The 24,466-nt window shown below is 73.3% G+C and carries 30 protein-coding genes and 1 other RNA gene; 14 read left to right on the top strand and 17 right to left on the bottom strand.

Translation table 11 applies throughout. The annotated features are described in order from the left end of the window. The first annotated feature begins 17 nt into the window (after window positions 1-17). Genes ACFQPP_RS08070 through ACFQPP_RS08055 form a run of 4 tightly spaced genes read left to right on the top strand, consistent with a single transcriptional unit; the run spans window position 18 to window position 1,462 of the window. Window positions 18-185 carry a hypothetical protein gene (locus tag ACFQPP_RS08070; protein ID WP_376916051.1) on the top strand — a complete coding sequence of 56 codons (168 nt, stop codon included), beginning with the start codon at window positions 18-20 and terminating at the stop codon, window positions 183-185. Further along, the gene (locus tag ACFQPP_RS08065; protein WP_376916050.1) at window positions 185-577 is read left to right on the top strand and encodes a TadE/TadG family type IV pilus assembly protein; all 393 of its coding nucleotides are present in this window, start codon (window positions 185-187) and stop codon (window positions 575-577) included. Before ACFQPP_RS08070 ends, ACFQPP_RS08065 begins: the two co-directional genes overlap by 1 nt. Then, window positions 552-1,001: a hypothetical protein gene (locus ACFQPP_RS08060; protein ID WP_376916049.1), complete on the top strand. Its 450-nt coding sequence runs from the start codon at window positions 552-554 to the stop codon at window positions 999-1,001. Before ACFQPP_RS08065 ends, ACFQPP_RS08060 begins: the two co-directional genes overlap by 26 nt. Continuing rightward, window positions 998-1,462: a hypothetical protein gene (locus ACFQPP_RS08055; RefSeq protein ID WP_376916048.1), complete on the top strand. Its 465-nt coding sequence runs from the start codon at window positions 998-1,000 to the stop codon at window positions 1,460-1,462. Before ACFQPP_RS08060 ends, ACFQPP_RS08055 begins: the two co-directional genes overlap by 4 nt. Before the next feature lie 13 nt (window positions 1,463-1,475). On the opposite strand, the gene ACFQPP_RS08050 is transcribed toward ACFQPP_RS08055, so the two are convergent. From ACFQPP_RS08050 to mvk, 11 genes are all read right to left on the bottom strand, one after another. Further along, entirely contained in the window at window positions 1,476-1,667 is a 192-nt protein-coding gene (locus tag ACFQPP_RS08050) for a hypothetical protein (RefSeq protein ID WP_376916047.1), read from the bottom strand. Continuing rightward, window positions 1,664-2,302 (bottom strand): hypothetical protein, encoded by a 639-nt coding sequence (locus tag ACFQPP_RS08045; RefSeq protein ID WP_376916046.1) that lies wholly within the window; start codon window positions 2,300-2,302, stop codon window positions 1,664-1,666. The genes ACFQPP_RS08050 and ACFQPP_RS08045 overlap by 4 nt, the downstream gene beginning before the upstream one ends. A gap of 173 nt (window positions 2,303-2,475) precedes the next feature. After that, complete coding sequence (locus ACFQPP_RS08040) at window positions 2,476-2,796, bottom strand: hypothetical protein (RefSeq protein WP_376916045.1); 321 nt, start codon at window positions 2,794-2,796, stop codon at window positions 2,476-2,478. Window positions 2,797-2,872: 76 nt separating this feature from the next. Continuing rightward, window positions 2,873-4,090, bottom strand: coding sequence for an MFS transporter (locus tag ACFQPP_RS08035; RefSeq protein ID WP_376916044.1), 1,218 nt, complete (start codon window positions 4,088-4,090; stop codon window positions 2,873-2,875). Window positions 4,091-4,142: 52 nt separating this feature from the next. Next, window positions 4,143-4,526 (bottom strand): hypothetical protein, encoded by a 384-nt coding sequence (locus tag ACFQPP_RS08030; protein ID WP_376916043.1) that lies wholly within the window; start codon window positions 4,524-4,526, stop codon window positions 4,143-4,145. Window positions 4,527-4,622: 96 nt separating this feature from the next. Further along, window positions 4,623-5,759, bottom strand: coding sequence for a hydroxymethylglutaryl-CoA synthase (locus ACFQPP_RS08025; RefSeq protein WP_376916042.1), 1,137 nt, complete (start codon window positions 5,757-5,759; stop codon window positions 4,623-4,625). Next, window positions 5,756-6,805 (bottom strand): hydroxymethylglutaryl-CoA reductase, encoded by a 1,050-nt coding sequence (locus tag ACFQPP_RS08020; protein WP_376916041.1) that lies wholly within the window; start codon window positions 6,803-6,805, stop codon window positions 5,756-5,758. The genes ACFQPP_RS08025 and ACFQPP_RS08020 overlap by 4 nt, the downstream gene beginning before the upstream one ends. Beyond that, window positions 6,802-7,875: a type 2 isopentenyl-diphosphate Delta-isomerase gene (gene fni / locus ACFQPP_RS08015; protein WP_376916040.1), complete on the bottom strand. Its 1,074-nt coding sequence runs from the start codon at window positions 7,873-7,875 to the stop codon at window positions 6,802-6,804. The genes ACFQPP_RS08020 and fni overlap by 4 nt, the downstream gene beginning before the upstream one ends. Then, the gene (locus ACFQPP_RS08010) at window positions 7,868-8,953 is read right to left on the bottom strand and encodes a phosphomevalonate kinase (RefSeq protein WP_376916039.1); all 1,086 of its coding nucleotides are present in this window, start codon (window positions 8,951-8,953) and stop codon (window positions 7,868-7,870) included. The genes fni and ACFQPP_RS08010 overlap by 8 nt, the downstream gene beginning before the upstream one ends. Continuing rightward, window positions 8,950-9,930 carry a diphosphomevalonate decarboxylase gene (gene mvaD / locus ACFQPP_RS08005; RefSeq protein WP_376916038.1) on the bottom strand — a complete coding sequence of 327 codons (981 nt, stop codon included), beginning with the start codon at window positions 9,928-9,930 and terminating at the stop codon, window positions 8,950-8,952. Before mvaD ends, ACFQPP_RS08010 begins: the two co-directional genes overlap by 4 nt. Then, window positions 9,927-10,877, bottom strand: coding sequence for a mevalonate kinase (gene mvk, locus ACFQPP_RS08000; protein ID WP_376916037.1), 951 nt, complete (start codon window positions 10,875-10,877; stop codon window positions 9,927-9,929). Before mvk ends, mvaD begins: the two co-directional genes overlap by 4 nt. Window positions 10,878-11,051: 174 nt before the next feature. Here mvk and prfB point away from each other — a divergent pair, with 174 nt between their 5' ends. The 5 genes from prfB to smpB all read left to right on the top strand — a co-directional run bounded on the left by prfB (window position 11,052) and on the right by smpB (window position 15,853). Then, window positions 11,052-12,173, top strand: coding sequence for a peptide chain release factor 2 (gene prfB / locus ACFQPP_RS07995; protein WP_376916036.1), 1,122 nt, complete (start codon window positions 11,052-11,054; stop codon window positions 12,171-12,173). Then, window positions 12,170-13,585, top strand: coding sequence for a 4-hydroxyphenylacetate 3-hydroxylase N-terminal domain-containing protein (locus ACFQPP_RS07990; protein WP_376916035.1), 1,416 nt, complete (start codon window positions 12,170-12,172; stop codon window positions 13,583-13,585). Before prfB ends, ACFQPP_RS07990 begins: the two co-directional genes overlap by 4 nt. A 76-nt stretch (window positions 13,586-13,661) precedes the next feature. Further along, the gene (gene ftsE, locus ACFQPP_RS07985) at window positions 13,662-14,396 is read left to right on the top strand and encodes a cell division ATP-binding protein FtsE (protein WP_376916034.1); all 735 of its coding nucleotides are present in this window, start codon (window positions 13,662-13,664) and stop codon (window positions 14,394-14,396) included. Further along, window positions 14,393-15,307 carry a permease-like cell division protein FtsX gene (ftsX, locus tag ACFQPP_RS07980; RefSeq protein ID WP_376916033.1) on the top strand — a complete coding sequence of 305 codons (915 nt, stop codon included), beginning with the start codon at window positions 14,393-14,395 and terminating at the stop codon, window positions 15,305-15,307. The genes ftsE and ftsX overlap by 4 nt, the downstream gene beginning before the upstream one ends. A 69-nt stretch (window positions 15,308-15,376) precedes the next feature. Next, window positions 15,377-15,853: an SsrA-binding protein SmpB gene (smpB, locus tag ACFQPP_RS07975; RefSeq protein ID WP_376916032.1), complete on the top strand. Its 477-nt coding sequence runs from the start codon at window positions 15,377-15,379 to the stop codon at window positions 15,851-15,853. Window positions 15,854-15,872: 19 nt separating this feature from the next. On the opposite strand, the gene ACFQPP_RS07970 is transcribed toward smpB, so the two are convergent. Next, entirely contained in the window at window positions 15,873-17,252 is a 1,380-nt protein-coding gene (locus ACFQPP_RS07970; RefSeq protein ID WP_376916031.1) for a hypothetical protein, read from the bottom strand. Between the two features lie 158 nt (window positions 17,253-17,410). Between ACFQPP_RS07970 and ACFQPP_RS07965 the strand changes: the two genes are divergently transcribed. Both ACFQPP_RS07965 and ssrA read left to right on the top strand, forming a co-directional pair. After that, a complete protein-coding gene (locus ACFQPP_RS07965) occupies window positions 17,411-18,439 on the top strand; it encodes a 6-phosphofructokinase (protein WP_376916030.1) in 1,029 nt (342 codons plus the stop codon). A 119-nt stretch (window positions 18,440-18,558) separates the two neighbouring features. Then, window positions 18,559-18,930, top strand: a transfer-messenger RNA (tmRNA) gene (gene ssrA, locus ACFQPP_RS07960). An 81-nt stretch (window positions 18,931-19,011) separates the two neighbouring features. Here ssrA and ACFQPP_RS07955 read toward each other — a convergent pair. Beyond that, the gene (locus tag ACFQPP_RS07955) at window positions 19,012-19,302 is read right to left on the bottom strand and encodes a rhodanese-like domain-containing protein (protein ID WP_376916029.1); all 291 of its coding nucleotides are present in this window, start codon (window positions 19,300-19,302) and stop codon (window positions 19,012-19,014) included. 78 nt (window positions 19,303-19,380) lie between these two features. On the opposite strand from ACFQPP_RS07955, the gene ACFQPP_RS07950 reads away from it, so the two are divergent. Continuing rightward, entirely contained in the window at window positions 19,381-19,857 is a 477-nt protein-coding gene (locus ACFQPP_RS07950; protein ID WP_376916028.1) for a VOC family protein, read from the top strand. Window positions 19,858-19,869: 12 nt separating this feature from the next. On the opposite strand, the gene ACFQPP_RS07945 is transcribed toward ACFQPP_RS07950, so the two are convergent. The 4 genes from ACFQPP_RS07945 to aroA are packed head-to-tail and all read right to left on the bottom strand — an operon-like array spanning window position 19,870 to window position 23,571. Continuing rightward, on the bottom strand, window positions 19,870-20,640 hold the full coding sequence (locus ACFQPP_RS07945; RefSeq protein WP_376916027.1) for an inositol monophosphatase family protein: 771 nt from the start codon (window positions 20,638-20,640) through the stop codon (window positions 19,870-19,872). A 40-nt stretch (window positions 20,641-20,680) separates the two neighbouring features. Further along, a complete protein-coding gene (locus ACFQPP_RS07940) occupies window positions 20,681-21,175 on the bottom strand; it encodes a DUF3817 domain-containing protein (protein WP_376916026.1) in 495 nt (164 codons plus the stop codon). Window positions 21,176-21,217: 42 nt separating this feature from the next. Next, window positions 21,218-22,249: a ribosome small subunit-dependent GTPase A gene (rsgA, locus tag ACFQPP_RS07935; protein ID WP_376916025.1), complete on the bottom strand. Its 1,032-nt coding sequence runs from the start codon at window positions 22,247-22,249 to the stop codon at window positions 21,218-21,220. After that, complete coding sequence (gene aroA, locus ACFQPP_RS07930) at window positions 22,246-23,571, bottom strand: 3-phosphoshikimate 1-carboxyvinyltransferase (RefSeq protein WP_376916024.1); 1,326 nt, start codon at window positions 23,569-23,571, stop codon at window positions 22,246-22,248. The genes rsgA and aroA overlap by 4 nt, the downstream gene beginning before the upstream one ends. Before the next feature lie 70 nt (window positions 23,572-23,641). Here aroA and ACFQPP_RS07925 point away from each other — a divergent pair, with 70 nt between their 5' ends. Together ACFQPP_RS07925 and ACFQPP_RS07920 are read left to right on the top strand one after the other, a co-directional pair. Beyond that, window positions 23,642-24,211 carry a sigma-70 family RNA polymerase sigma factor gene (locus tag ACFQPP_RS07925; RefSeq protein ID WP_376916023.1) on the top strand — a complete coding sequence of 190 codons (570 nt, stop codon included), beginning with the start codon at window positions 23,642-23,644 and terminating at the stop codon, window positions 24,209-24,211. Further along, a complete protein-coding gene (locus ACFQPP_RS07920; protein ID WP_376916022.1) occupies window positions 24,211-24,456 on the top strand; it encodes a zf-HC2 domain-containing protein in 246 nt (81 codons plus the stop codon). Before ACFQPP_RS07925 ends, ACFQPP_RS07920 begins: the two co-directional genes overlap by 1 nt. The last annotated feature ends 10 nt before the right edge of the window (window positions 24,457-24,466 follow it).

The following is a 24,466-nucleotide window of genomic DNA, read 5'->3' as shown; positions in this document are numbered from 1 at the left end:
GAGGGAAGGAGGCGGCGATGGGCCGCATGTGGAGTCGACTGGTCGACGAGGAGCGTGGCGATGTCCCCGGGTGGGTGCTCGTCACGCTCATGACGGCCGGGTTGGTCATCATCATCTGGGGCGTGGCGGGTCCGGCGCTCAGCGAGGTGTTCCAGCAGGCCATGGAGCGCGTGACGGGGCTGTGATGCTCGACGCGGTGGCGCTGCGCGACGATCGCGGGTCGGCGGTCGCCGAGTTCGCGATGGTCGCGAGCCTGCTCACGCTCGTCGTGCTGTCGGTGATGCAGCTCGCGCTCGGCCTGCACGTGCGCACGGTGCTGCAGGATGCGGCGGCCGAGGGCGCGCGATACGGCGCGCTCGCCGGATCGTCGTCCGAGGCGGGCGTCGAGCGTGCACGCGTGCTCATCGAGACCGCGATCGGGGCCGAGCACGCCGAGGACGTGACGGCGACCCCCGCGACCGTCGCGGGGCATCCGTCGCTGCAGATCACGGTGCGGGCGCCCTTGCCGGTCCTCGGACTCATCGGCCCGACGACGCTGGAGGTGCGGGGCAGTGCCGCGCTCGAGACGCTGGGGTGACGTCGCGGGCGACGAGGGGTCGGCGTCGATCGAGTTCCTCACGGTCGGCCTCCTGCTGACGGTGCCGCTCGTGTATCTCGTGCTCGCGATGGGGCAGCTGCAGGCGGCGACGCTCGCGACCGAGGGCGCAGCGCGGCAGGCAGCGCGAGTCATCGCGACCGCGAGCGACCACGCCGCGGCCCTCGAGGCCGCCGACGCGGCCATCGCCGTCGCGCTCGCCGAGCAGCGGCTCGCGCCCACGTCGATCGACGTCGCGTGCGAGCCGACGCCCGCCGACTGCACCGAGCGCGGCGGCACCGTGCGCGTCGCCGTCGAGGTGTCGGTGCCGCTGCCACTCGTCCCGCCGGTGCTCGATCTCGACGTGGGGCTCTCGGTGCCGATCGCAGCGGCGGCTGCGCAGCCCGTCTCGGGGATGCGGCCGTGACGCACGGCACGTTCCGTACCCGCCTGCGAGCGCTCGCACGCGACGACGACGGCTCGACGCTGCTCCTGACGATCGCCTACGGCGCCCTCGCGCTCGCGCTGATCGTCGTGGTGGTCGGGGCCACCGCGCTGCTCGTCGAGCGGCGGCGCCTGTTCACGCTCGCCGATGGTGCTGCGCTGCACGCGGCGGAGGCGTTCGCCCTTGAGCAGATCGCGTTCGACGGCGAGCAGCCAGCGCCGCAGCTGGCCGATGTCGCGGTCGAGCAGGCGGCCGACGAATGGCTGCGGGTTGCGCCGACGGAGCTCGACGAGGTCGCCCTCCTCCGCGCGCGATCGGTCGATGCGCAGACCGCCGAGGTCACCGTCGCCGCCGTGTGGCGCCCGCCGATCGTGTCGCTGCTCCTGCCCGACGGCGTCCCGCTCGACGTGACCGTGACGGCGCGCGCGGTGTTCGTCGGGTGACCCCGCGGAGGCGTCATCGCTCGCGTCGGTCCCTCGTCGAGTGCGCCCGTCGGAGGACGACGACGCACGCGACGACGCACGCGGCGACCGTGACGATGAGGGGGAACGCCTTGCTCGACGGGTCGAGGTCCGACCCGAGGATGCCGAGGGTCGCCACGATCCCGATCACGGCGATCGCGCCCGCGCCGACCACGTGACCGATCATCGCGCGATCCCCGTGACGCAGACGGGGACGCCGAGACCGCCCGCGGCATTGCGCATCGTGAGCCAGATGCGCATGTCGTCGCAGGCAGTGTGGTTCGCATACGAGAAGGCGATGGCGACGATGGTGCCCGCGACCCCGCAGAAGGTGCCACCCGAGCCTACGCAGAGGGCAGCCGCGAGTGCAGAGCTCCCTCCGGCGAGCAGCGCATCGACGTCCGCCTCGTTGAGGTCGAGGTACGGACCCCGCGTTCCGACTCCGACGGCGGCATGCCGCTGCACCGCTCCGGTCGCTACGACGTACGGCTCCAACGGTCCGTCCGGCAGCACGAGCACACCGACTCCCTCGATCTCGTAGCTCGTGACCTCGACGCCGTCGTCCGTCGTGGACGAGAAGCGCGGGATGTGCGTGGCGTCGATCGCTGCGAGACGATCACGGGCGACCTCCAGAGCGTCCGCGTCGATCGGCGACGATGGCGCCGCAGGGGATGAGCGATCCGCGGATGCGTGGGCCAGCGCGGACCCCGGCGCAGCGAGCATCAGGTTCGCGGCGAACGTCGCGGCGGCGACCGAGCCGATGGCCGCCCGCCATCCCGCTCGCAAGGGCGGTGTCGGCGGGAATGTCTCAAAGCGTCTCATGTCTTCGACCGTACGGTCGTCGTGATGTCATCTCTGGATTCTTGTGACATCCACCGAAGAACATGAGGCGTGTCTCACGTTCTGCGCATCGAGCAGCGTTGCCGCGCAGCTCCCATCGGCGCCGCGCGCACGAAGCAGCCGCGCGCGAGACGCTCCCCGGGGCGGGCGGAAGCCTACGGCGCGATGCGCATCGTGGGCGTCGCGACGACGTGCACGACGGCGCCAGCGGGCTCCTCGAGGCCGAGCATCTCGTCGAGCGCCTCGTCCTCCCGCGCGTTCCTCCGCAGCCGCAGCACCGTGAGGAGCGCGAGCGCGGTCGCCGAGAGGATGAGCGCCGGTGCGGTGAGCACGACCCCGCGCCATGCATCCAGCCCGATCGCCGACGACGTGTCGGCGGTGAGCGCGAGGAGCAGGCTGCCCGCCGTCACCACGACGAGCACCACGCTCGTCAGCACCGCCATGACCCAGAGGGCATCGAGGAGGTTGCGTCGCATGGCACCAGCGTGACGGATGCTCGACTCCACGCACGCGCGCTTGACATCAGCACGCGAACGTGCTCGCACCGAGTCGTCAGCCGTTCGATCTCGGCAGCGTCCGCACGAGCACCACCGCACCGATCACGCACGTCGCGACGAGGGCGAAGCCCGCCGTCACGATCGACGCCGCCTGGATGAGCGCCGCGATGCCGAGCGGCGCCACCGCCGCGCCCGCGTTCGTCGTGAGACGCCACGCGCCGAGGAAGGGAGCCGGGTTCATGCGATCGGCGAGGTCGGCGCCGAGCGTCATGAGGATGCCCGACGACATGCCGTTCGCGACCGCCAGCAACCCCGCGCCCACGAGCAGCCCCACGAGCGCCGCGCCGCCGTCGTGCGTCGCCGCGAGCGTCGCGAACCCCGCGCCCATGAGCAGGAGCGACGGCAGCACCGCCCACAGGCGGCCGAAGCGATCCATGACGAGCCCCGACACGAAGAACAGCAGGAAGTCGACGGCGCCCGCCAGCCCCACGATGAGGCCCGTCGACGCGGCATCCACGCCGATCGACACCGCCCACAGCGGCACGATGACGTCGCGGCCGCGCCGCGCGAGCGCGAGCATCGCCGCACCGACGCCGACGGTGCCGAGCGTGCGGCCGTAGCGGCGCAGCGTCGACCCCAGCCCCACGGTCTCGCGCTCGGCGACCTGCGCCCCCTCGTGCCCCCTGCCCGACTCGAAGGTCGACTGGGGATCGGGGAGGAAGAGCAGCACGACGACGGCGGCGAGGCAGCCGCCGACGAAGATCCAGATCGTCGTCTGCACCGGCGCGCCGAGCGCGATGATGCCGGAGGCGAGGAGCGGGCCGATGAAGAGCCCGAGCCGGAACGTGCCACCCAGCGCCGACAGCGCCCGCGCCCGGTACCGGTACGGCACGTACGTCGTCATGAACGCGTGCCGCGCGAGCGCGAAGATCGCCGTCGCGATGCCCGTCACGAGGATGGCGAGCCCCAGCATCCACGGCTCGGTCGCGAACCACGCGAGCGACAGCGCGAGGATCGTCGCGAGGCCCGCGACGATCATCACGGTGCGCTCGCCGAGCCGCGCGACGAGCATCCCTCCGGGCACGCTGCCTGCGAGCTCGCCCACCGTCATCATCGCCGCGACGAGGCCGGCGACGGCGAGGCTCGCACCCAGGTCGCCGGCGATCACCGGGATGTACGGGATGATCGCGCCCTCGCCGATGGCGAAGAGCACCGTCGGCAGGTACGCGGCGACCGCGACCTTGCGGAACGGGAACCGCTCGGCGTCGCTCACGCGATCGCGCCGAACGACACCGGGCGCCGCATCGCGTGCGCCGCCGTCACCGTCAGCCGACGGCGGGGGAGAGCAGGATGACGAGCCCCACGAGCGCCATGCCCGCGAGGTTCATGCAGATGCCGATGCGGATGGAGTGCTTCTTCTGGGTGTAGGCCTGATCGACCGTGTACGCCATGACGGGGCAGCCGGCCCACATCAGCAGGCCGAGGCCCGCGGTCGCCACGAGCGTGCCGATCCAGAACACCAGCTCGATGCCGCCCGCGAGGTCGGCGGGCCGCCAGCCCGCGGAGACGAGCGGAGCGAGCCCCAGCACGGGGGCGAGCATGCCCGCCGCGGTCCAGATCGTGCCCGTGCGCATGATGCGCTGCACCTCGACGGGAACCGAGTCGACGGTCTCGACCGTTCGGCTCTGCTGCTCGACCTGACCGCTCATGGAACCCACCTTGCGAGAGAAGAAGTTGCAGTGACTGCATGATCCTACTCTCGCCGCCCGGATGTCCCGGACGCCGGCCGAGCCCCTTGACGCGGCTCAGACGCGCTCGTACCTGCGCGCACCACCCGCGACGCCCGCCATGCGGAACGGGCCCGTCGTGACGCGCGGCAGCTCGCGGTCGTCGCTCGACGCCGAGTGCTCGGCGTGCAGCCGCTCGTACGCCGCGACGTCGACCGGCTCCCGGCCGTCGAGCGCACGACGCACGCCGGCATCGTGCACGCCGGCGTCCGCCCGGACGACGCCCGTCATCCACTCGCCGACGGATCCGGAGCCGTACGAGAACATGCCAACGCCCGCGCCCGAGCGGTCGCCCGACTCGAGCAGGCCCGCGAGGGCACCCGGCAGCGACGCCGAGTACGCGTTGCCGAGCCTCGCGCCCACCTCGGTCGCGCCCGGGTCGAGCGGCGGCAGCTCGACGCCCGTCGTCTCGGCGAGCCGGGCGTGCGCCTTGCGCGCCATGCCGGTGAACGGCTGGTGGTACAGCAGGTGCTGCAGCTCGGCCAGGGGCCGGCCGCCGCGGGCGACGAGGTCGTGCCACGCGCCCGTGAGCGAGTCGAGGTACGCCGTCGTCGACAGGCGGCCGTCGACGATGGCCGTCGTGCGGTCGTTCGGGCGCCAGAAGTCGTCGACGTCGACCGTGTGCAGGCCGCTCACGACGTCGAGCTCGACGAGGCGCGGGTCGGCCGACACGAGCATCGCGACGGCGCCGGCGCCCTGCGTGGGCTCGGCGGCGGATGCCACGTCGTAGCGCGCGACGTCGGTCGCGATCACGAGCGCCAGGTCGTCGGGACGGCGCGCCACCTGGTCGGCGGCGAGCTGCACGCCGGCGATGCCGCCGTAGCAGGCCTGCTTCAGCTCGACGACGCGCGTCGTCGACGGCAGGTCGAGGAGGCGGTGCACGAACACGCCTGCCGCCTTCGACTGGTCGACGCCCGACTCGGTCGCGACGAGCACCGAGCGGATGCGGCTCGCGTCGACGCGCTCGACGATCGGCGCGGCGGCGGCCGCAGCCATCGTCACGATGTCCTCGTCGGGAGCCAGCACGCTCATCGCGAGCTGCCCGAGCCCGATCGACAGCTTCGCGGGGTCGATGCCGCGAGCCTCCGCGAGCAGCGACAGGTCGAGCACATGGTGCCCCGTCGCGATCTGGATGTCATCGATGCCGACGCTCATGCCGTCCTCCGCTCTCCACGCTCCAGCAGGCGATGCGTCGCCATGAGCTCTCCCGGATTGGTCTGCGCTGCCAGCAGCGACAGCTCGCCGCACAGCACGGTCGCGCCGATCAGCGCGGCGAGGCGCCGTGCGTCGGCGCCGGGCTCGCCGCCCGAGCGGCACCCGAGCCGCTGCAGCGCGTCCTCGACGACGGGCAGGCCGCCGCCCTTGCCGTTGCCGACGGTGCCGACGATGAGGTTCGGCATCGTGCACGAGAAGTACGCGCCAGCCTCGCGAGCCTCGACGTACGTGATGCCCTGCGAGCCCTCGACGATGTTCGCGGCGTCCTGGCCGGTCGCGAGGTAGAAGCCGAGCAGCATGTTGGCGTAGTGCGCGTTCGCCGAGCGCAGGGCGCCCGCGATCGTCGAGCCGACGAGGTTCTTGCCCGTGTTGAGTCGCTCGAGGCGCTCGGGCGTGGTGCGCAGACCCGTCTCGACGAGGTCGCGGGGGATGAGGATGTCGGCGACGACGGAGCGGCCCCTGCCCAGCAGGCCGTTGACGGCCGTGGCCTTCTTGTCGGAGCACCAGTTGCCCGAGATCGAGCCGTACTCGAGCTCGGGCGCGAACGCGAGGATCGCGTCGATGAGCGACTCGGCGGCGCCCGTCGCCATGTTGTGGCCGGATGCGTCGCCCGTCGCGAACGCGAAGCGCACGAACAGCAGGCTGCCGACGACCTCGGTGTGGATGTCGAGCAGTCGCGCGAACCTGCTCTGCGCCTCGACGATCATCCGCAGGTCGTCGATGCGGTCGACGATGGCGCGGCTCGCGGCGACGGCCGTCGCGGCGTCGTCGGCGCGCAGCAGGATCGATCGCGTCATGCGCTCGTCGACCACGGTCACGTGGATGCCGCCCTCGACCTGCCTCGAGATGCGTGCGCCGCGCCCCACCGAGGGCCACAGGGGCGACTCGTAGGTGGCGAGCGGCACCGAGACCTCGCCGGCGACGGCGTCGCCCGAGACGCGGATGGGCCCGACCCACGAGGTGGGGATGGGCGTGAAGTCGGTCATGCGATGTCTCCGTCGGCGGCGGCGCGGCGTCGCGCCAGGGTCGTCACGTCGATGCCGCGCAGCTCGGCGAGCTCGCGCAGCCGACCGCGCACGAGCACGTCGGCGTGCACGGCGTCGGCTGGGGTGGCGGCGCCCACGAGCCCCAGGATCGCACGGACCTGGGTGAGCCAGCGGCCCAGCTCGGCGACGAGGGCATCCTCGCCGCCCTCGACCGCGACGGCGAGGAAGCGGCTCGCGACGCCGACGGCGCCAGCGCCGAGGGCGAGCGCGCGCACGACGTCGAGCGGGTGCCGGATGCCGCCGGAGGCGAGGAGCGGCAGCCCTGCGCCCGAGGCGTCGAGCAGGCACGCGGGCGTCGAGAGCCCCCAGCCAGCCAGGTATGCGTAGTCGCGCGCCTCGCGGCGGTCGTTCTCGACGGCGACGAAGTCGGTGCCGCCCACGCCGCCGACGTCGGCGACGGCGACGCCGAGGTCTCGCAGCCGCGCGACGGTGCGTCCCGACAGGCCCGCGCCGACCTCCTTGACGACGACGGGGACGTCGACCGCCTCGCAGATCGCGGCGATCGAGCGCGCCCACGACTCGAAGCGCGTGGAGCCCTCCGGCATCACGAGCTCCTGCGCGGCGTTCAGGTGCACCTGCAGCGCGTCGGCGTCGAGCAGGTCGACGGCGCGGCGCGCGTCGTCGGCCGAGCGATCGGCACCGACGTTGGCCATGACGAAGCCGTGCGGATGCTCGTCGCGCAGCACGCGGAACCACGGCGCGCGCGACGGGTCGTCGAGCGCGATCGACACCGATCCGGAGGCGATGGGCACGTTCGCCTCGCGCGCGGCGATCGCGAGCGTGCGGTTGACGTCGCCCGTCATCGCCGTGCCGCCCGTCATGCCGTTGACGTAGAGCGGCGCCGGCCACGCGAAGGGCCCCAGGCGCACGTCGAGGCCCACGCGCGCGGGGTCGATGCCGTCGAGCGCGTGGTGCACGAGCTCGACGTCGTCGAGCTCGTTCGGCCGCCCGCGACGGTCGCGCTCATGCTCGAGCGCGATGCGGACGTGGTCGTCCTTGCGCTCACCCATCGACGTCGCTCCGCGGCGGCGTGACCGACAGCGTCAGGTGGCGCACGTCGTCCGCCTCCCAGGCGCGGTGCATGCCCTGCACGTCGGCGTCGGGTGGGGCGAGCGCGATGCCGCAGTCGCCACCGCCCGCGCCCGAGGGCTTCGCGGCGGCGCCGGCGCGCTCGGCGGCGTCGCAGAGCCTCCGCAGCCGGTCGGTCTCGATGTCGATGCCGGCGGCGGCGCCGAGCTCGCGCAGCAGCAGTCGGCACGAACGGATAGCGTCGAGCGCCGTGGGCACGTCGTCGGCCTGCAGCGCGCCGGTGAGCAGGCTCACCTGGTCGCGGCTCGCGGCCAGGAAGTCGCGGTGCACCTGCGAGCCGGCGCCGCGCATGACGAGCACGCGATCGACGAGCCGCTCGGTCGACGCGGGCGCGCCCGTCCACCCCACGAGCAGGCGAGCGGATGCGGGCGGCTCGATGCGCGTGACGCTGAGACCCTCCCACGGCTCGGCGAGCAGCTCGCCGATCGACCTCGACTCGCGCAGCCTGCGCACGAGCGCGGCGCGGTCGGGGGAGGAGTAGCCGATCCAGCCGCCGAACGTGGATGCCGCGAGGTCGCCGCCCGACGCGGTCGGCACGACCGAGACCGTGGCGAGCATCGCGAGGCGGAAGCGCTCCATGGCCGTGAGCCGCAGCTCGAAGAACTCGTCGAGCGCCGCGACGGTCGCGACGGTGACCGCCGCCGACGAGCCGAGGCCGAACTTGCGCCCGCCGCGGTCGTCGAGCTCGCTCGCGATGCGCAGGTCGAAGAACGAGTCGCGCCTGCCGAGCTCGGCCCGGAGGCGGTCGACGAGCGTGATCGTCGCGAGCACGTAGTCGTACGGCGTCTTGCGGTCGATGCGCACGCCCGTCGCGTCGCGCGTCCACGTGATGGGCAGCTGCCCGTAGGCCTCGGAGTGCACCTGGCCGAACGCATCCGACTGGTCGACGGAGACGGTGAGGAAGCGGTCGACGGCGACGAGCACCGAGGGCTGGCCGGGCTCGACGACCGCGTACTCGCCGGCGACGAAGAGCTTGCCGGGCGCGCGCGTCGTGATCACGCGGTCGTCTCCACGAGGCGTGCGCCGGGGCCGGGCCTGGCGACGACGGTGGAGGCGACGTCGGCCAGCTCGGCGGCGATGCGCTCGGCGTCGGCCGGCGCGCACAGCACGACGACGTTCGGGCCCGCGTCGATCGTCGAGTAGGCGAGCGTGCCCGCGGCGCGCAGCGCCTCGACGCGGTCGAGCACGGCGAGGCTCGCACCCGTGAGGTAGCGGATCGGCGGGTCGCACGACTGGATGAGCGCGTGCATGCGCAGCGCGTTCGTCTCGGCGATGCGCCCCACGAGGTCGAGGTCGTGCGCGGCGCACGCGTCGACCATGCGGTCGAGCGTCGCGGCGGTGTCGCTCACCCAGGCGGGGAAGAACGGCGACGTCTCGGCGGTGCGCACCATCGCTGCGCGGCTCGAGATGGGCTTCTCGCGCTCCTCGACCGTCGCGATGACCATCGCCATGTCGGGGGCCTCGGTCGCCTCGGCGAACGACGTGTCGTCGCCGTCGCCCGCGTGCCACACGGCGACGCCGGAGACGAGCGACCGCGAGGCGGAGCCCGAGCCGCGGCGTGCGAGGCGCGAGAGGTCGCGCGGCGAGAGGTCGAGCCCGTAGGCGGCGGATGCGGCGACGGCGAGGGCGGCGAAGCCCGAGGCCGACGAGGCGAGGCCCGCACCGGTCGGCACGGCGTTCGTCGTGACGACTCGGGCCTTGTCGGTCGCGCCCGCGAGCGCGCGCACGAGGTCGAGGAAGCGCGCGACGCGGTCGAGCGGGGTGCCCGAGAGCTCCTCGCCGTCGAGCTCGAGGGCGTCGGCGTCGAGCGACCCGTCGACCGTGACGGTCGTGGAGGTGGGGAAGACGTCGAGCGTCATGGACAGGCTGCCCGTCGCGGGCAGGTTCAGCGCTGCGTCGCGCTTGCCCCAGTACTTCACGAGCGCGATGTTCGGGTGCGCCACCGCCGTCGCCTGCCTGACCACCGCGTGCGTCATGTCGTCTCCACCGTCGCCGTCCACGTCGCTCGGGCCCCGGCGGCACGCAGCGCAGCCGCGATGGCGGGGGCGTCGTCGGCGGTGCGGGCGAGCGCGAGCACGCATCCGCCGCCGCCGCCGCCCGTGAGCTTCGCGCCTGCGGAGCCCGCGGCCATCGCGGCCTCGACGAGCGTATCGAGGTGCGGGGTGCTGACCCCGAGGCCTCGCAGCTGCGCGTGGGCCGTCGACATCGCGGTGCCGAGCGCGTCGACGTCGCCGCGCTCGAGGCCGTCGGCGAAGTCGTGCACGACCTGCGTGAGCGTGGCGATCGCCTGCTCGACGTGCTCGTGCTCGGTGCGGCGCAGGTGCTGCACGTGCGCGACCATCTCGCGCGTCGAGCCGCGCGAGCCCGAGTCGGCCACCACGAGCGTCACGGGTGCGCCGACCGGCAGGGGCCTCGATGCGCCGGACTGGAACCAGATGGGTCCGGGCGCCACGACGGTGCGCGCGTCGAGGCCCGAGGGCGTGCCGTGCGCGACCTGCTCGGCCTGGTGCACGAGGGCGTGGAGCGTGGGCTCGTCGAGCTCGACCTCCGCGCAGCCCGCGATCGCGCGCACGATGGCAGCCGCGGTCGCGGCGCTCGAGCCGAGGCCGGCCGAGAGCGGCACCTCGTTGCGCACCTCGACGTCGAGCGGCGCTGCGTGCACGTGCTCCATCGCGAGCCGCACGGCCGCGACGGTGGGCGCGAGCCCCTCGGGCGCATCGTCGAGGGTGCCCGTGTAGTCGTCGGTCGTGAGCGTCGAGTGGGCGCCGCGCGAGCGCGCGGCGGTCGCCGTGATGGTGAGGGCGTCGAGCGGCGTGGCGATCGCCGGCGCGCCGTGGACGACGGAGTGCTCCCCGACGAGGATCGCCTTCGCGTGCGCCGTGGCGGTGGCGGTGTCGCGGACGCCGCTCGAGACGCTCGTCATGCGATGCCGACGACGGCAGAGCCGCCCGACGGGCCGTGACCGGCCGGGGCGATGGCGACGAGGTCGCGGGTGAGGTGGTCCATGCGAGTCGAATCGTAGCGCGCGGCGCATTGTCCGCCGCATGCACGCGCGACGGCCCCGCTGCGGCCGCCGTGCTCGGTAGGCTGAGCGATCATGGCCGACCTCGACATCGCCGGCGAGATCGCCGATCTGCGCAGCACCCACTCCGACATCGCCGCCGTCGCCGACCTCCCGCGCCTCGAGCGCGAGATCGCCGAGCTCAGCGAGCAGGCAGGCGCCCCCGACATCTGGGACGACCCGGCGAAGGCGCAGCAGGTCACGACCGCGCTGAGCCACCGCCAGTCGCGCCTCAAGCGCATCGGCGAGGTCGCGAGCCGCATCGACGACCTCGAGGTGCTCGCGGAGCTCGCGAACGAGGAGGACGACGAGGACTCGCGCGTCGAGGCGCGCAAGGAGCTCGTCGCCCTGCAGCGGACCGTCTCCGAGATGGAGGTGCAGACGCTGCTCGACGGCGAGTTCGACGAGCTGCCCGCCGTCGTCACGATCCGCGCGGGCGCCGGCGGCGTCGACGCCTCCGACTTCGCCGAGATGCTGCTGCGCATGTACCTGCGCTACGCCGAGCAGCACGGCATGAGTGTGCGCGTGTACGACACGTCGTACGCCGAGGAGGCGGGCATCAAGTCGGCCTCGTTCGAGGTCGACGCGCCCTACGCGTTCGGCAACCTGTCGGTCGAGGCGGGCACGCACCGTCTCGTGCGCATGAGCCCGTTCGGTGCCGCTGGCAAGCGGCAGACGTCGTTCGCCGCCGTCGAGGTCGTCCCCCTCTTCGACCAGGTCGACGAGGTCGACGTGCCCGAGAACGACATCCGCGTCGACGTCTTCCGCTCGTCGGGCCCCGGCGGGCAGTCGGTCAACACCACCGACTCCGCCGTGCGCATCACGCATCTCCCCACGGGCCTCGTCGTCTCGATGCAGAACGAGAAGTCGCAGATCCAGAACCGCGCCGCCGCCATGCGCGTGCTGCAGTCGCGCCTCATGCTGCTGCAGCGCGAGGAGGAGGCCGCGCGCAAGAAGGAGCTCGCGGGCACCATCACGGCGTCGTGGGGCGACCAGATGCGCTCGTACGTGCTCGCGCCGTACCAGATGGTCAAGGACCTCCGCACGGAGCACGAGGTGTCGAACCCGACCAACGTGTTCGACGGCGACCTCGACGGCTTCATCGCAGCCGGCATCCGCTGGCGCAAGCAGCAGCAGCAGGAGCAGGCCGACTCGTGACCGACGGGCCGCAGACCGGAGCCGCGTACCTCGCGTCGCTCGCCGACGGTCGTGCGGTCGTCCACGACGGCGTGCCCGTCGCATCCGTCGCCGAGCATCCCGCGTTCGCAGGCACGGCGGCGACGATCGCCGGCCTCTACGACGCGCTGCACGGCGCCGACGCCGACGTGCTGCTCGCGACGACCCCGGAGGGGCTGCGCACGCATGCCTTCTCGGCGATCCCTCGGTCGAGGGACGATCTGCGCGCGCAGCGCGAGGCCATCCGCGCCTGGCAGCGCACGACGCACGGATGGCTCGGGCGTACGCCCGAGACGCTGGCCTCGGTGCTGACGTCGATGGGCGCGCACGCCTCGTTCTACGGCGAGCGGGCCGACGCGGTGCGCGGGACCCTCGCGGCGCACCAGCGCGACGTCACGCACCATGCGCAGGCGCTCGTGAACCCGCCGGTCGACCGCGACCTGCCGCCCGACGAGGTGGGCGACATCGTGCTGCACGTCGTGCGCGAGAGGTCGGATGGCCTCGTGCTGCGCGGCGCGAAGGCCGTCGTCACCGGTGCCGCGACCTCGCAGCGCCTGCTGGTGTCGCACTTCGGCGGCGAGGTGCGCGACGACGGCTTCGCCATCGCGTGCACGGTGCCCGTCGGCGCCGAGGGGCTGCGGCTCTACACGCGCGGCACGCCCGCGCGCCCCGACCAGCCCCTCGCGACCCGCTTCGCCGAGCACGACGCGCTCGTCGTCCTCGACGACGTGCTCGTGCCGTGGGGCGACGTGCTCATCCGCGACGCCGAGACGATGCTCGGCCACAATCGCGGTGCGGTCGGATGGAACGCCCGGCTCGCGTTCCAGTCGGCGACGCGGCTCGAGGCGAAGCTCGAGTGGATCGCGCAGCTCGCCGTGCGCGCGACCGAGATCATGGGCACCGCGTCGATCCGCGGCGTGCAGGCCGCGCTCGGCGAGGTCATCGCGTTCCGACACGTGGTCGCGGGCATGCGCGACGCGATGATCGAGCAGGCCGCGCCGGTGGGCGACGAAGACCTCGAGGGCGGCCGCGCCTGGGGGCCGGGCGTCGAGCCGGCGCTCGCCTTCGCCGCGTACGCGCCCGACGCGTACAGCCGCATGCGGGTCACCCTCGAGACGGCGGTCGCCTCCGGCCTCGCGCACCTGCCGATCCCGGCCGACGCCCTCGACGCGCATCCCGGGCTCGCGCCGCTGCTGCGCGGCTCGGGCGGCACCGACGCCGTCGAGCGCCTCGAGGTCATGGGTGCGCTGTGGGATGCGATCGGCACCGGCTTCGGCGCGCGCCACGAGCTCTACGAGCGCAGCCACTGGGGCCAGTCCGAGCGCACGCACGTCGGCATCCTCGGGCTCGCGCAGGCCACGGGTCGCATCGCGCAGTGGCGCGCGCAGCGCTGACGCGACAGCGGAGCGCATCCGCGCCGCGCCGCAGCGGTGGCGTGGATCGGGGCGGGTGCGGACGTAGCCTCGACGGGTGATCCGGTTCGACGCGGTCTCCAAGACCTACCCCCGCTCGGCGCGGGCGGCGCTCACCGACGTCTCCCTCGAGGTGGCGAAGGGCGAGTTCGTGTTCCTCGTCGGCGCCTCGGGCTCCGGCAAGTCGACGCTCATCCGCATGGTCCTCCGCGAGGAGCAGCCGTCGCGCGGCGAGATCCACGTGCTCGGCCAGCGCCTCCGCTCCATCCCGAGCCGCAAGGTGCCCTACTTCCGCCGCAACCTCGGCGTCGTCTTCCAGGACTTCCGGCTCCTGCGCTCGAAGACCGTCTTCGAGAACGTGGCCTTCACGCTGCAGGTGCTCGGCAAGAGCCGCGGGTTCATCTCCGAGGCCGTGCCCGACGTGCTGAAGATCGTCGGCCTCGCGGGCAAGCAGAGCAGGCTCCCGCACGAGCTCTCGGGCGGCGAGCAGCAGCGCGTCGCCATCGCGCGCGCCGTCGTGAACAAGCCGCCGATCCTGCTGGCCGACGAGCCGACGGGCAACCTCGACCCTGCGACGAGCGCCGGCATCATGGCGCTGCTCGCCCGCATCAACGAGAGCGGCACCACCGTCGTCATGGCGACGCACGACTCGTCGATCGTCGACGCCATGCAGAAGCGCGTCGTCGAGCTCGACGCCGGCCGCGTCATGCGCGACGAGCTCGTCGGCTCGTACGCGACGACGTCGCCCGTGCCCATCGTGTCCGAGCCCACGAGCCTCGGGGCCGCACGATGAGGGTCGCGCTCGTCCTGCAGGAGGTCTGGACGGGGCTGCGGCGCAACATGTCGATGGCGGTCGCCGTCGTGCTCGTGACGTTCATCTCGCTGACGTTCGTCGGCGCGGCGGTGCTGCTGCAGATGCAGATCACGCAGATGAAGGGCTTCTGGTACGACCGCGCCCAGGTGGCGGTGTACTTCTGCAACGACATCGACCAGACCGAGACGTGCTCGCAGGCGGCGGCGACGCCCGAGCAGATCCAGGCGGCCGAGGACGCCCTCGGCGCGCCCGCGGTCGCGCAGTACGTCGACGGCGTCGAGTTCGAGGATCGCGACGCCGCGTACGCGCGCTTCATCGAGCAGTTCGGCGGCACGACGACCGCCGAGTTCGCGACGGCCGAGACGATGAACGAGGCGTTGTGGGTGAGCCCCGTGACGCCCGCCGACGCCGACGTCATCGCCGAGGCGACCGCGGGCCTGCCCGGCGTGCTCGAGGTGCGCGACCAGCGTGCGCTGCTCGACCCGATCTTCTCCGTGCTCAACACCGCGAGCCTCGCCGCCGTCGGCATCGCCGTGCTCATGCTCGTCGCCGCCGTGCTGCTCATCTCGACCACCATCCGCCTCTCCGCGTTCTCGAGGCGGCGGGAGCTCGGGATCATGCGCCTCGTGGGTGCGTCGAACCGGTTCATCCAGACGCCGTTCATCCTCGAGGGCGTCACGGCGGCGCTCGTGGGATCGCTGCTCGCCGCCGGCGCGATCGTCGCGCTCGTGCAGGGCGTGCTGCAGGGCTACGTCGCGCAGACGCTGCGCACCGTCGCGGTGGTGTCGCTCGACGACGCGCTGCTTGTGGCCCCGGGGCTCGTCGGCTTCGGCGTGCTCTTCGCGGGCCTCGCGGCCGCGGTCGCGATCCGGCGCTACCTCAAGGTCTGACGCGTCGGCGCCGCCGGCCCGCGTGCTAGGCTGAGCGGCTGCCCGGATCCGGAAGACGAGGAGGCGATCATGGCACGCGAGCAGGGTCAGAAGGTCGTCGCCCAGAACAAGAAGGCGCGGCACGACTACACGATCGAGGACCGCTACGAGGCGGGCCTCGTGCTCACCGGCACCGAGGTGAAGTCGCTGCGCGCGGGGCGCGCGTCGCTCGTCGACGGCTACGCGTACGTCGACCGTGGCGAGGCATGGCTCGACGCCGTGCACATCCCCGAGTACGGCCAGGGCACCTGGACGAACCACCCGCCGCGTCGCAAGCGCAAGCTGCTGCTGCACAGGCACCAGATCGAGAGGCTGCAGGCTGCGGTGTCGCAGGGCGGCTACACGCTCGTGCCGCTGTCGCTGTACTTCCTCGACGGGCGCGCGAAGGTCGAGCTCGCGGTCGCGAAGGGCAAGCGCGAGTACGACAAGCGTCAGACCCTGCGCGAGCGGCAGGACAAGCGCGAGGCGGATCGCGCCATGCGCACCCGCAACCGCATGGGCGAGTAGCGCGCTCGACGCTCGGCGCTCAGCCGCGGATGGCGGCGGCCGCGTCGCGGATGGACTGCGCCTCGGTGCCCACGATGCCGTCGACGGCCTGGAGCATGGTCTGCGAGCCCGTGGCCTCGGCCGTCGCCTGCCGCGCGGTCGCGACGCCCGCGTCCGTGCCGGCGACGTACGCGTCGACCGCTGCGACGAGGTCCGGCGCGGGCGAGGCGTCGGCGCCGGACGCGGCGCCTCCTGCGACGTCCTCCTCGCGGTAGGCCTGGCCGACGGCCGACGCGAGCTCCGCCGACCGGTCGTGCATCGACGCCCACGCGTCGCATGCGGTCCGGAGGTCGGCGGTGGGGCAGTGGTCGCGGTAGGTCTGCGCCATCGCCTGCTCGTAGACGACGTAGGCGGCGTCCCAGGCGTCGCCGGTCGTCGCTCGAGCGGCGCGGTCGACGAACGACGCGCAGCCCTCCGGCGAGAGGCATGTGAACTCGATCCACCGGCCGGCGTCGAGGTCGAGGCGCTCGGTGCCGTTCGTCGGCAGCGTGAGCGTGGCGAGGAGGGCCTGGTGCGCGCCCGCGAAGTCGGCATGCGCCTGCGCCTGCGCGAGGACGAGCGCGCAGCCGCCGCCGATGGCGTCGAAGGAGCCGGCGACGTCGGTCGCGAAGGTCGTGGAGGCGGCGAAGGCCGCCTGCGACGCCGCTGCGTCGGCGCTCGCGGCGGCGTAGGCGGCGTTGCGCGCTCCACCCTCGACCACGCGCAGCGCGGGCGGCGCGGTCGTCAGCATGGCCGCCTGCACGTCGAGGCCGGACATCGCGTCGCACGCCGTCTGCAGCGCCCCGGCATCGGCGGCGCTCTCGGCGTACGAGCCGGATCCGACGGTGGCGGCGACGTCGAGGAGCGCGGCGTCGAACGCGGCCGTGTCGAGCTCGGCGAAGGGCTGCAGCGCCGCATCGGAGAAGGTCGACTCCCACGCCGCCTGCTCCTGCGCGTACGCGTCGGCCGCAGCCTGCGCGTCGCGGTCGAGCAGCACGCCGGGCACGACGATCGCAGCCGCGACGCCGCCGAGCGCGAGCACGGCCGCGGGGATCGCGATGCCGAGCACGAGGCCGACCCGGCGGCCGCCACGCGGCGGTCGGGGCGCCGCCGCAGCGGGCTGCGGCTGCACCGACCGCCGAGGGACGCTCACGGCCGCGATGGGCTGCCGCGGCGCCGGGTAGGCGGGGGAGGGCGCTGCGTCCTCGGGCGCGTGCACCTCGACCGTCCAGGAGCCGTCGGCGTTGCGCACGGGAGGGGCGGGCTGCGGGTGCGTGGGCGGCGACGTCGCGGCCGGCTCGTGACGCTGCTGCGGCACCGACGGCGTGCCCTGGAACGGGTCGTACGCCGGGCTCGGCCCGGGCACGCGCTCGTCGACCATGCAGCACTCCATCCTCGCGCTCGCGGCCGCGCGCGTGCGACCGGATGCCTCCCAGGCTATGCACGGCGCCGAGCGCACGCGATGGGGAGAGGTGCCCGGTTCGACACGCGCGCATGCGCACGCGAGGATGGGACGGTACCGACGAGGAAGCGAGCGACATGCGCATCGGGATCCTGACGTCCGGCGGCGACTGCCCCGGACTCAACGCCGTCATCCGAGCAGCCGTGCTCGGCGGCATCAAGCAGCACGGGCACGAGTTCGTGGGCATCCGCGACGGCTGGCGCGGCCTCGTCGCGGGCGACGTGCGCGTGCTGAACCGCTCGTCGGTCCGCGGCATCTCGCGCGTCGGCGGCACGATCCTCGGCACGAGCCGCACGAACCCCTTCGAGGGCGACGCCGGCGGCCCCGTGAACATCGCAGCGACGATGGAGCGACTCGGCATCGACGCCGTGCTCGCGATCGGCGGCGAGGGCACGCTCGCCGCGGGCAAGCGCCTCAGCGACGCCGGCATCCCGATCGTGGGCGTGCCGAAGACGATCGACAACGACCTCGACGCCACCGACTACACGTTCGGCTTCGACACGGCCGTGCAGATCGCGACCGAGGCGGGCGACCGTCTGCGCACGACCGGCGACTCGCACATGCGCTGCATGGTGCTCGAGGTCATGGGCCGCCACGTCGGCTGGATCGCGCTGCACGCCGGCATGGCCGTCGGCGCCCACGCCATCCTCATCCCCGAGCAGCCGCGCTCGATCGACGAGATCTGCGACTGGGCGCAGCAGGTGTACGACCGCCGTCGCGCGCCGCTCATCGTCGTGTCGGAGGGGTTCCGCCTCGAGGGCATGGAGGAGGCGCACTCGCACAAGGGCCTCGACGCCTTCAACCGCCCGCGGCTCGGCGGCATCTCCGAGCTCATCACCCCCGAGATCGAGGCCCGCACGGGCATCGAGTCGCGCTCGACGGTGCTGGGTCACATCCAGCGCGGCGGGGCGCCGACGGGTGCCGACCGCGTGCTGGCCACGCGCTTCGGGCTCGCAGCCATCGAGGCCGTCCACGAGCAGGCGTGGGGGCAGATGGTGTCGCTGCGCGGCACCGACGTCGTGCGCGTGCCGTTCGCCGACGCGCTCGGCTCGCTGAAGGTCGTGCCCGAGCACCGCTACCGCGAGGCCGAGCTGCTCTTCGGCTGAGGGCGGACGCCGCGCACGTTGCCCCACGCACGCTCTCCACGTAGGATGGAGGGCTGCCGCAGGTCGCGAGGCTCGCGGCGGATTGACAACTCCACAGCGCGTGACACGCACCGCAGCGCGGGGATGATCGGTTTCGACATCGCCTCAGTCGCTGCGGGAAGCGAGTCGAGGACCCAGGGTCATCTCGTCAACGATCCCTGGAAAACCATAGGTGCCAACTCCAAGCGCACCGACTTCGCCCTCGCTGCCTAAGCGAGCCTGAAGTCCGTCGAACCAGGTCTGCCCCTGCCCTGGACCTCGGCGTCATCTAGGGGGCTTGCTGCGAGCCTGCGTCACAGGGACTCGCGGGACTCGAACTGTGACTGGGCCTGTCTACCTAGGTGTCTGGGGCAAAGGTAGGGGCCGAGCAGAACGAAGAATCTCAGACTGCACTCGGAGAAGCCGCACGGTCCGAGCGATGGACGGGGGTTCGATTCCCCCCATCTCCACCACCGTCGGTGCGTGTCACGCGCGAGGAGCCCACGAAGGGCCGCAGGCGATCGCCTGCGGCCCTTCGTCGTGCTCGCAGGTCGTCAGCGGGCGACGTCGTGCCCGGCGGCGATCCAGGCCGACGTGCCGCCGACGACGTTCGCCGCGACGCGGCCCTGCGACTCGAGGTACTGCACGACGCGCGCCGAGCGCCCGCCCGAGTGGCAGATGATGGCGGCGCCGTCGGGCACCTCGTCGAGGCGCTCGACGACCTCGCCCATGGGGATGTGGATGGCGTGGGGCACGTGCCCCGCATCCCATTCGTCCTGCTCGCGGACGTCGACGACGGGCACGGCGGTGTCGGAGGCGATGGCGTCCACGGAGATCTCGCGCATGCCCTCGACCCTAGCCGCGCCGCCGTCGTGCGGCGTACGCTCGCGAGCGCATGCGTGTCTCACGGGAAGGGGGCGACCATGACGAGGGTCGCGACGTCCATCTGGTTCGACGGTGACATCGAGGCCGCCGCGGCGCTGTACGCGTCGCTCGTGCCCGGCAGCGAGATCCTGCACACGAGCAGGTACCCAGACGACGCCGCGTTCCCGGGCGGCATGGGCGGGCAGGCCCTCACGGTCGACCTCACGATCGGCGGGCATCAGGTGACGCTGCTGAACGGCGGGCCGCAGTTCCCGCTGACCGAGGTCGTGTCGCTCGTGCTCGAGGTCGAGGGGCAGGCCGAGATCGACCGGCTGTGGGATGCGCTGCTCGAGGGCGGCGGACGCGAGAGCCAGTGCGGCTGGCTCGTCGATCGATTCGGCCTGTCGTGGCAGATCGTGCCCTCGACGATGGGGCGGCTGATGTCGGGGCCGAACGCCGGCGCCGTGACGCAGGCGCTCATGCAGATGCGCAGGATCGACGTCGCCGCGCTCGAGCGCGCGCACGACGGCGCGTGAGGTGCGGGCGTCTCAGCGAGCGAGGCGCCGCAGCAGCTCGTCGTGCAGCACGCCGTTCGTCGCGAGCGCCGTGCCGTGCCACGGCCCCTCGAGCCCGTCGAGCGACGTGAAGCGACCCCCGGCCTCCTCGACGATGGGCACGAGCGCCGCCATGTCGTAGGGCTTGAGGTCGAGCTCGCCCACGGCGTCGAGGGCGCCCTCGGCGAGCAGCATGTAGCTCCACGCGTCGCCGTACGAGCGGGCGCGCCACACGTCGCGCTGCAGGGCGACGAGGTCGTCGAGGCGACCGGCGCCATCCCAGCCCTGGATCGAGTTGTAGGAGATCGCGGCGTCGGCGAGCGTGTCGAGCGCGGAGACGCGCAGCCGCTGCTCGCCCGGCGACGACCAGGCGCCCTCGCCGCGCGCCGCCCACCAGCGCCGCCCGAGCGCGGGCATCGAGCACACGCCCACGACGACCTCGCCATCGATGACGAGGGCGATGAGCGTCGCCCACACGGGAGCGCCGCGCAGGAAGTGGGCCGTGCCGTCGATGGGGTCGACGATCCACTGCCTCGTGCTGTCGCCCGTCGTGCCCGTCTCCTCGCCGAAGAAGGCATCGCCCGGGCGCGCCTCGGCGACGAGCTCGCGGATGCGCGCCTCGACGGCCTGGTCGGCGTCGGTCACGTGCGTCGCATCCGGCTTCGTCGACACGTGCAGGTCGGACGCACGGAAGCGATCCATCGAGATCGCGTCGGCGGCGTCGGCGATGCGGAGGGCGAGGGCGAGGTCGTCGGCGTGGCTCACGGCATCCAGGCTACGTGAGCGCCGCCTGCCCGGCCGCCGCTCAGCGGCCGCCGGGCGGGCCGACGACGAGCAGGATCGTGAAGACGATCGCCACGAGCGCGACGGCGGCGAGGCCGAACGCCACCGGGTGGCGCAGCAGCGTGCGCACGAGCCGGTCGAGGGGGCGGCGATCGCGCGGATCGTCGGTCTGCTCGAGCCTCCACGGGCCGTCGAGTCGGCCGCTGCGGCGCAGCCAGCGCTCGGTGGGGATCGTGGCGTACGGCACGACGGCGCTCGCGATCGCGACGATCGCCGCACCCGCGCCCCAGCGCTGGTGGATCGTCATGAGCACGGCCGTCGCCGCGTACGCGAGGAAGACGAAGCCGTGCACGCCGCCGCCGATCGAGACCGCGATCGAGAGGTCGAGGGCGGCGCGCAGCGCGAGCCCGCCGAGCAGCAGCGTCCACGAGATCGCCTCGGCGATCGCGACGACGCGGAAGAGCGCATGCGGCGATGCGAACGGCGAACGGGATGCGGCGGGCGAGGCGGTCGTCACCCCTCGATCCTGTCAGCGCGCGCTATGCGCCCGCCCAGCCGGTCACCACCGGTCCTCGACGGTGAGCGTGGCGAGCAGGCCCTGCACGCTCTCGACGCGCGTGCCGTCGAGCTCGCCGCGGTCGGCCGCCTCCTGGATGGCGCAGTCGGGCGCGTCGGCGAGGTGCGTGCAGCCGCGCGGGCAGCGGTCGCTCGCGGCCTGAATGTCGGGGAACGCCTTCAGGATCGACGCGACGTCGATGTGCCCGAGGCCGAAGGAGCGCACGCCCGGGGTGTCGATGACCCACCCGGAGCCGAGCCGGTACGACTGCGTCGACGACGAGGTGTGCCGCCCGCGGCCCGTGACGGCGTTCACGTGGCCGACGGCGCGTCCGGCCGCGGGCACGAGCGCGTTGACGAGCGTGGACTTGCCGACGCCCGAGTGGCCGACCGCGACCGTCACGTGGCCGTCGAGCCGCTCGCGCAGCGCCTCGGCCGGCGGGTCGTCCGAGCGCGAGCGCCACGTCTCGATGTCGAGGCCGTCGAAGTGCGCGAGCAGGGGAGCGGGGTCGGCGAGGTCGGTCTTCGTCACCACGAGGATCGGCGTGATGCCGGCGTCGTACGCAGCCACGAGGTAGCGGTGCACGAGCCGCGGCCGAGGCTCGGGGTCGCGCGCCGCGACGACCATGAGCATGAGGTCGGCGTTCGCCACGATGACGCGCTCGAACTCGTCGGTGTCGTCGGCCGAGCGGCGCAGCACCGTCGTGCGCGGCTGGATGCGCACGATGCGCGCGAGCGTGCCCTCGTCGCCCGACGTGTCGCCCACGACGTCGACGCGGTCGCCCGCGACGATCGCCTGCTTGCGCAGCTCGCGGGCTCGCGTCGACGTGATGGTCGCCTCGTCGGGCGTGCCGTCGCGCACGACGACCGTGTAGCGGCCGCGGTCGACCGCGGTGACGAAGCCGTCGACCGAGTCGGCGTGCTCGGGGCGCGTCTTCGTGCGCGGCTTGTTCGCCTTCGGGTTGGGGCGCTCGCGCACCGACCCCTCGTCGTACGCCTCCCAGCCCTCGTCGGGCTCGTCCGTGAGCCAGCTCACGGTGCATCCGTCGCGTCGAGCATCCGCTGCCAGAGCTGCGGGAACTCGGGGATCGTCTTCGCCGTCGCGCCGATGTCGTCGACCTCGACGCCCGAGACGGCGAGGCCCAGCAGGGCGCCGGCGGTCGCGATGCGGTGGTCGGCGTACGCCGCCCACGTGCCGCCGTGCAGCGCCGCCGGCTGCACCGTGATGGAGTCGGCGTCGCCGGACGCCGCGCCGCCCAGCAGCGCGAGGTCGTCGACGAGCGCGTCGATGCGGTCGGTCTCGTGGCCGCGGATGTGGCCGATGCCCGTGATGGTGAGCGGAGCGTCGGCGAAGACGCCGAGCGCCGCGATCGTCGGCGACAGCTCGCCCGCGTGCGCCATGTCGATCGTGCCTCCCACCAGTGGCGCCGCGGCGACGCCCGCCGCGCCGTCGACCGTGCAGCGATCGCCCTCGATCGACACGGACGCGCCCAGGCGCGTCAGGAGGCCCGGCAGCTCGGCGCCGACCTGCGTCGTCGAGGCCGGCCAGCCCGCCACGGTGACGCGGCCGCCGGCCACGAGCGCCGCGGCGAGGAAGGGTGCCGCGTTCGACAGGTCGGGCTCGATCGCGACGTCGGCTGCGGCGATGGGGCCGGGCTCGACGCGCCACGTGCCCGGCTCGGGCGACGACGCGTTGACGCCGCGCGCTCGCAGCGTCGCGATCGTCATGTCGACGTGCGGCAGCGAGGGCAGGCGCTCGCCCGTGTGCCGCAGCGTGAGTCCCAGCTCGAAGCGGGGCGCGGCGAGCAGCAGCGCCGAGACGAACTGGCTCGAGGCGCTCGCGTCGATGCGCAGCTCGCCGCCGCGCACGGATCCCGTGCCGTGCACCGTGAACGGCATCGTGCCCGTGCCGCCGTCGTCGACGCGCACGCCGAGGCCGCGCAGCGCCTCGATCGTCGTCGCGTTCGGGCGCAGGCGCGCATGCGGGTCGCCGTCGAAGTCGACGGCGCCCGTGGCGAGCGCCGCGACGACGGGCAGGAATCGCATGACCGTGCCTGCGAGGCCGCAGTCGACGGATGCGCCGCGCAGCGCCGCACCCGGCGTCACCCGCAGGTCGGGGCCGAACGGCCCGGAACCCACCTCCTCGACGCCGACGCCCATCGCGCGCAGCGCCTCGACCATGAGCGCGGAGTCGCGCGAATGCAGCGGAGCGTGCAGCGTGCCTGGCCCGTCGGCGAGCGCCGCGAGCACGAGCTCGCGGTTCGTCAGCGACTTCGAGCCGGGCAGATGCACGACGGCATCGAGCGGGCCGGACGCCATCGGCGCCGCCCACGCGCGGGAATGCGGCGTCGGGATCATCGGTTCCATCCTACGAAGGGGAGGGTGCATGACCGGGACAAGCGTGCTGACGCGCGTATCATCGTCGCCGATGGCAGACGACTCCGACGCGTTCATCGCCGAGGCCCTCGAGTACACCGACCAGCTGTACGCGGCCGCGATGCGCATGACGCGCAACCCGCAGGATGCGGCAGACCTGGTGCAGGAGACGTACGCGAAGGCGTACGCCGCCCGTGGCTCCTTCACGCCCGGCACCAACCTGCGTGCCTGGCTGTACCGCATCCAGACGAACACCTACATCAACCAGTACCGCAAGAAGCAGCGGCAGCCGTACGAGGCGCCGCTCGACGATCTCGAGGACTGGCAGATCGGCGTCGGTGAGTCGACGACGGCCACGCGGTCGCGGTCGGCCGAGGCCGAGGCGATCGACCGGATGCCCGCCGGCGTCGTGCGCGACGCCCTGCAGTCGATCCCCGACGACTTCCGCATGGTCGTCTACTGGGTCGACGTCGAGGGCATGTCGTACGCCGAGACGGCGGAGATCATGAAGACGCCCGTCGGCACCGTGATGAGCCGCCTGCACCGAGGCAGGCGTCAGCTCCGCGAGCTGCTGGCGGACTACGCCCGCGAGCAGGGCATGAAAGCAGGGGAGAAGCGCTGATGGGCGACTGCGGTTGCGAGAAGGCGAAGGCCGAGCTCGAGGAGTACCTGCACGCCGAGCTGTGCAGCGAGGACGCCGCGGACATCCGCGCGCACCTCGACGGGTGCACCGACTGCGCCGACGAGCACACCGTCGGCGTGCAGCTGACGCTGGCGCTCAAGCAGGCGTGCACCGAGACGGCGCCCGAGCAGCTGAAGGATCAGGTGCTCGCGCGGCTGCGCGCCGTGCAGGCGACGCACGGCTGACGCCCACCAC

This window comes from Agrococcus sp. GCM10030265 (assembly GCF_042666675.1).
In the GTDB taxonomy this organism is placed as follows: domain Bacteria; phylum Actinomycetota; class Actinomycetes; order Actinomycetales; family Microbacteriaceae; genus Agrococcus.
Note: the sequence above shows the minus strand (reverse complement) of the source record. Positions and strands in the feature narration are given on the sequence as shown.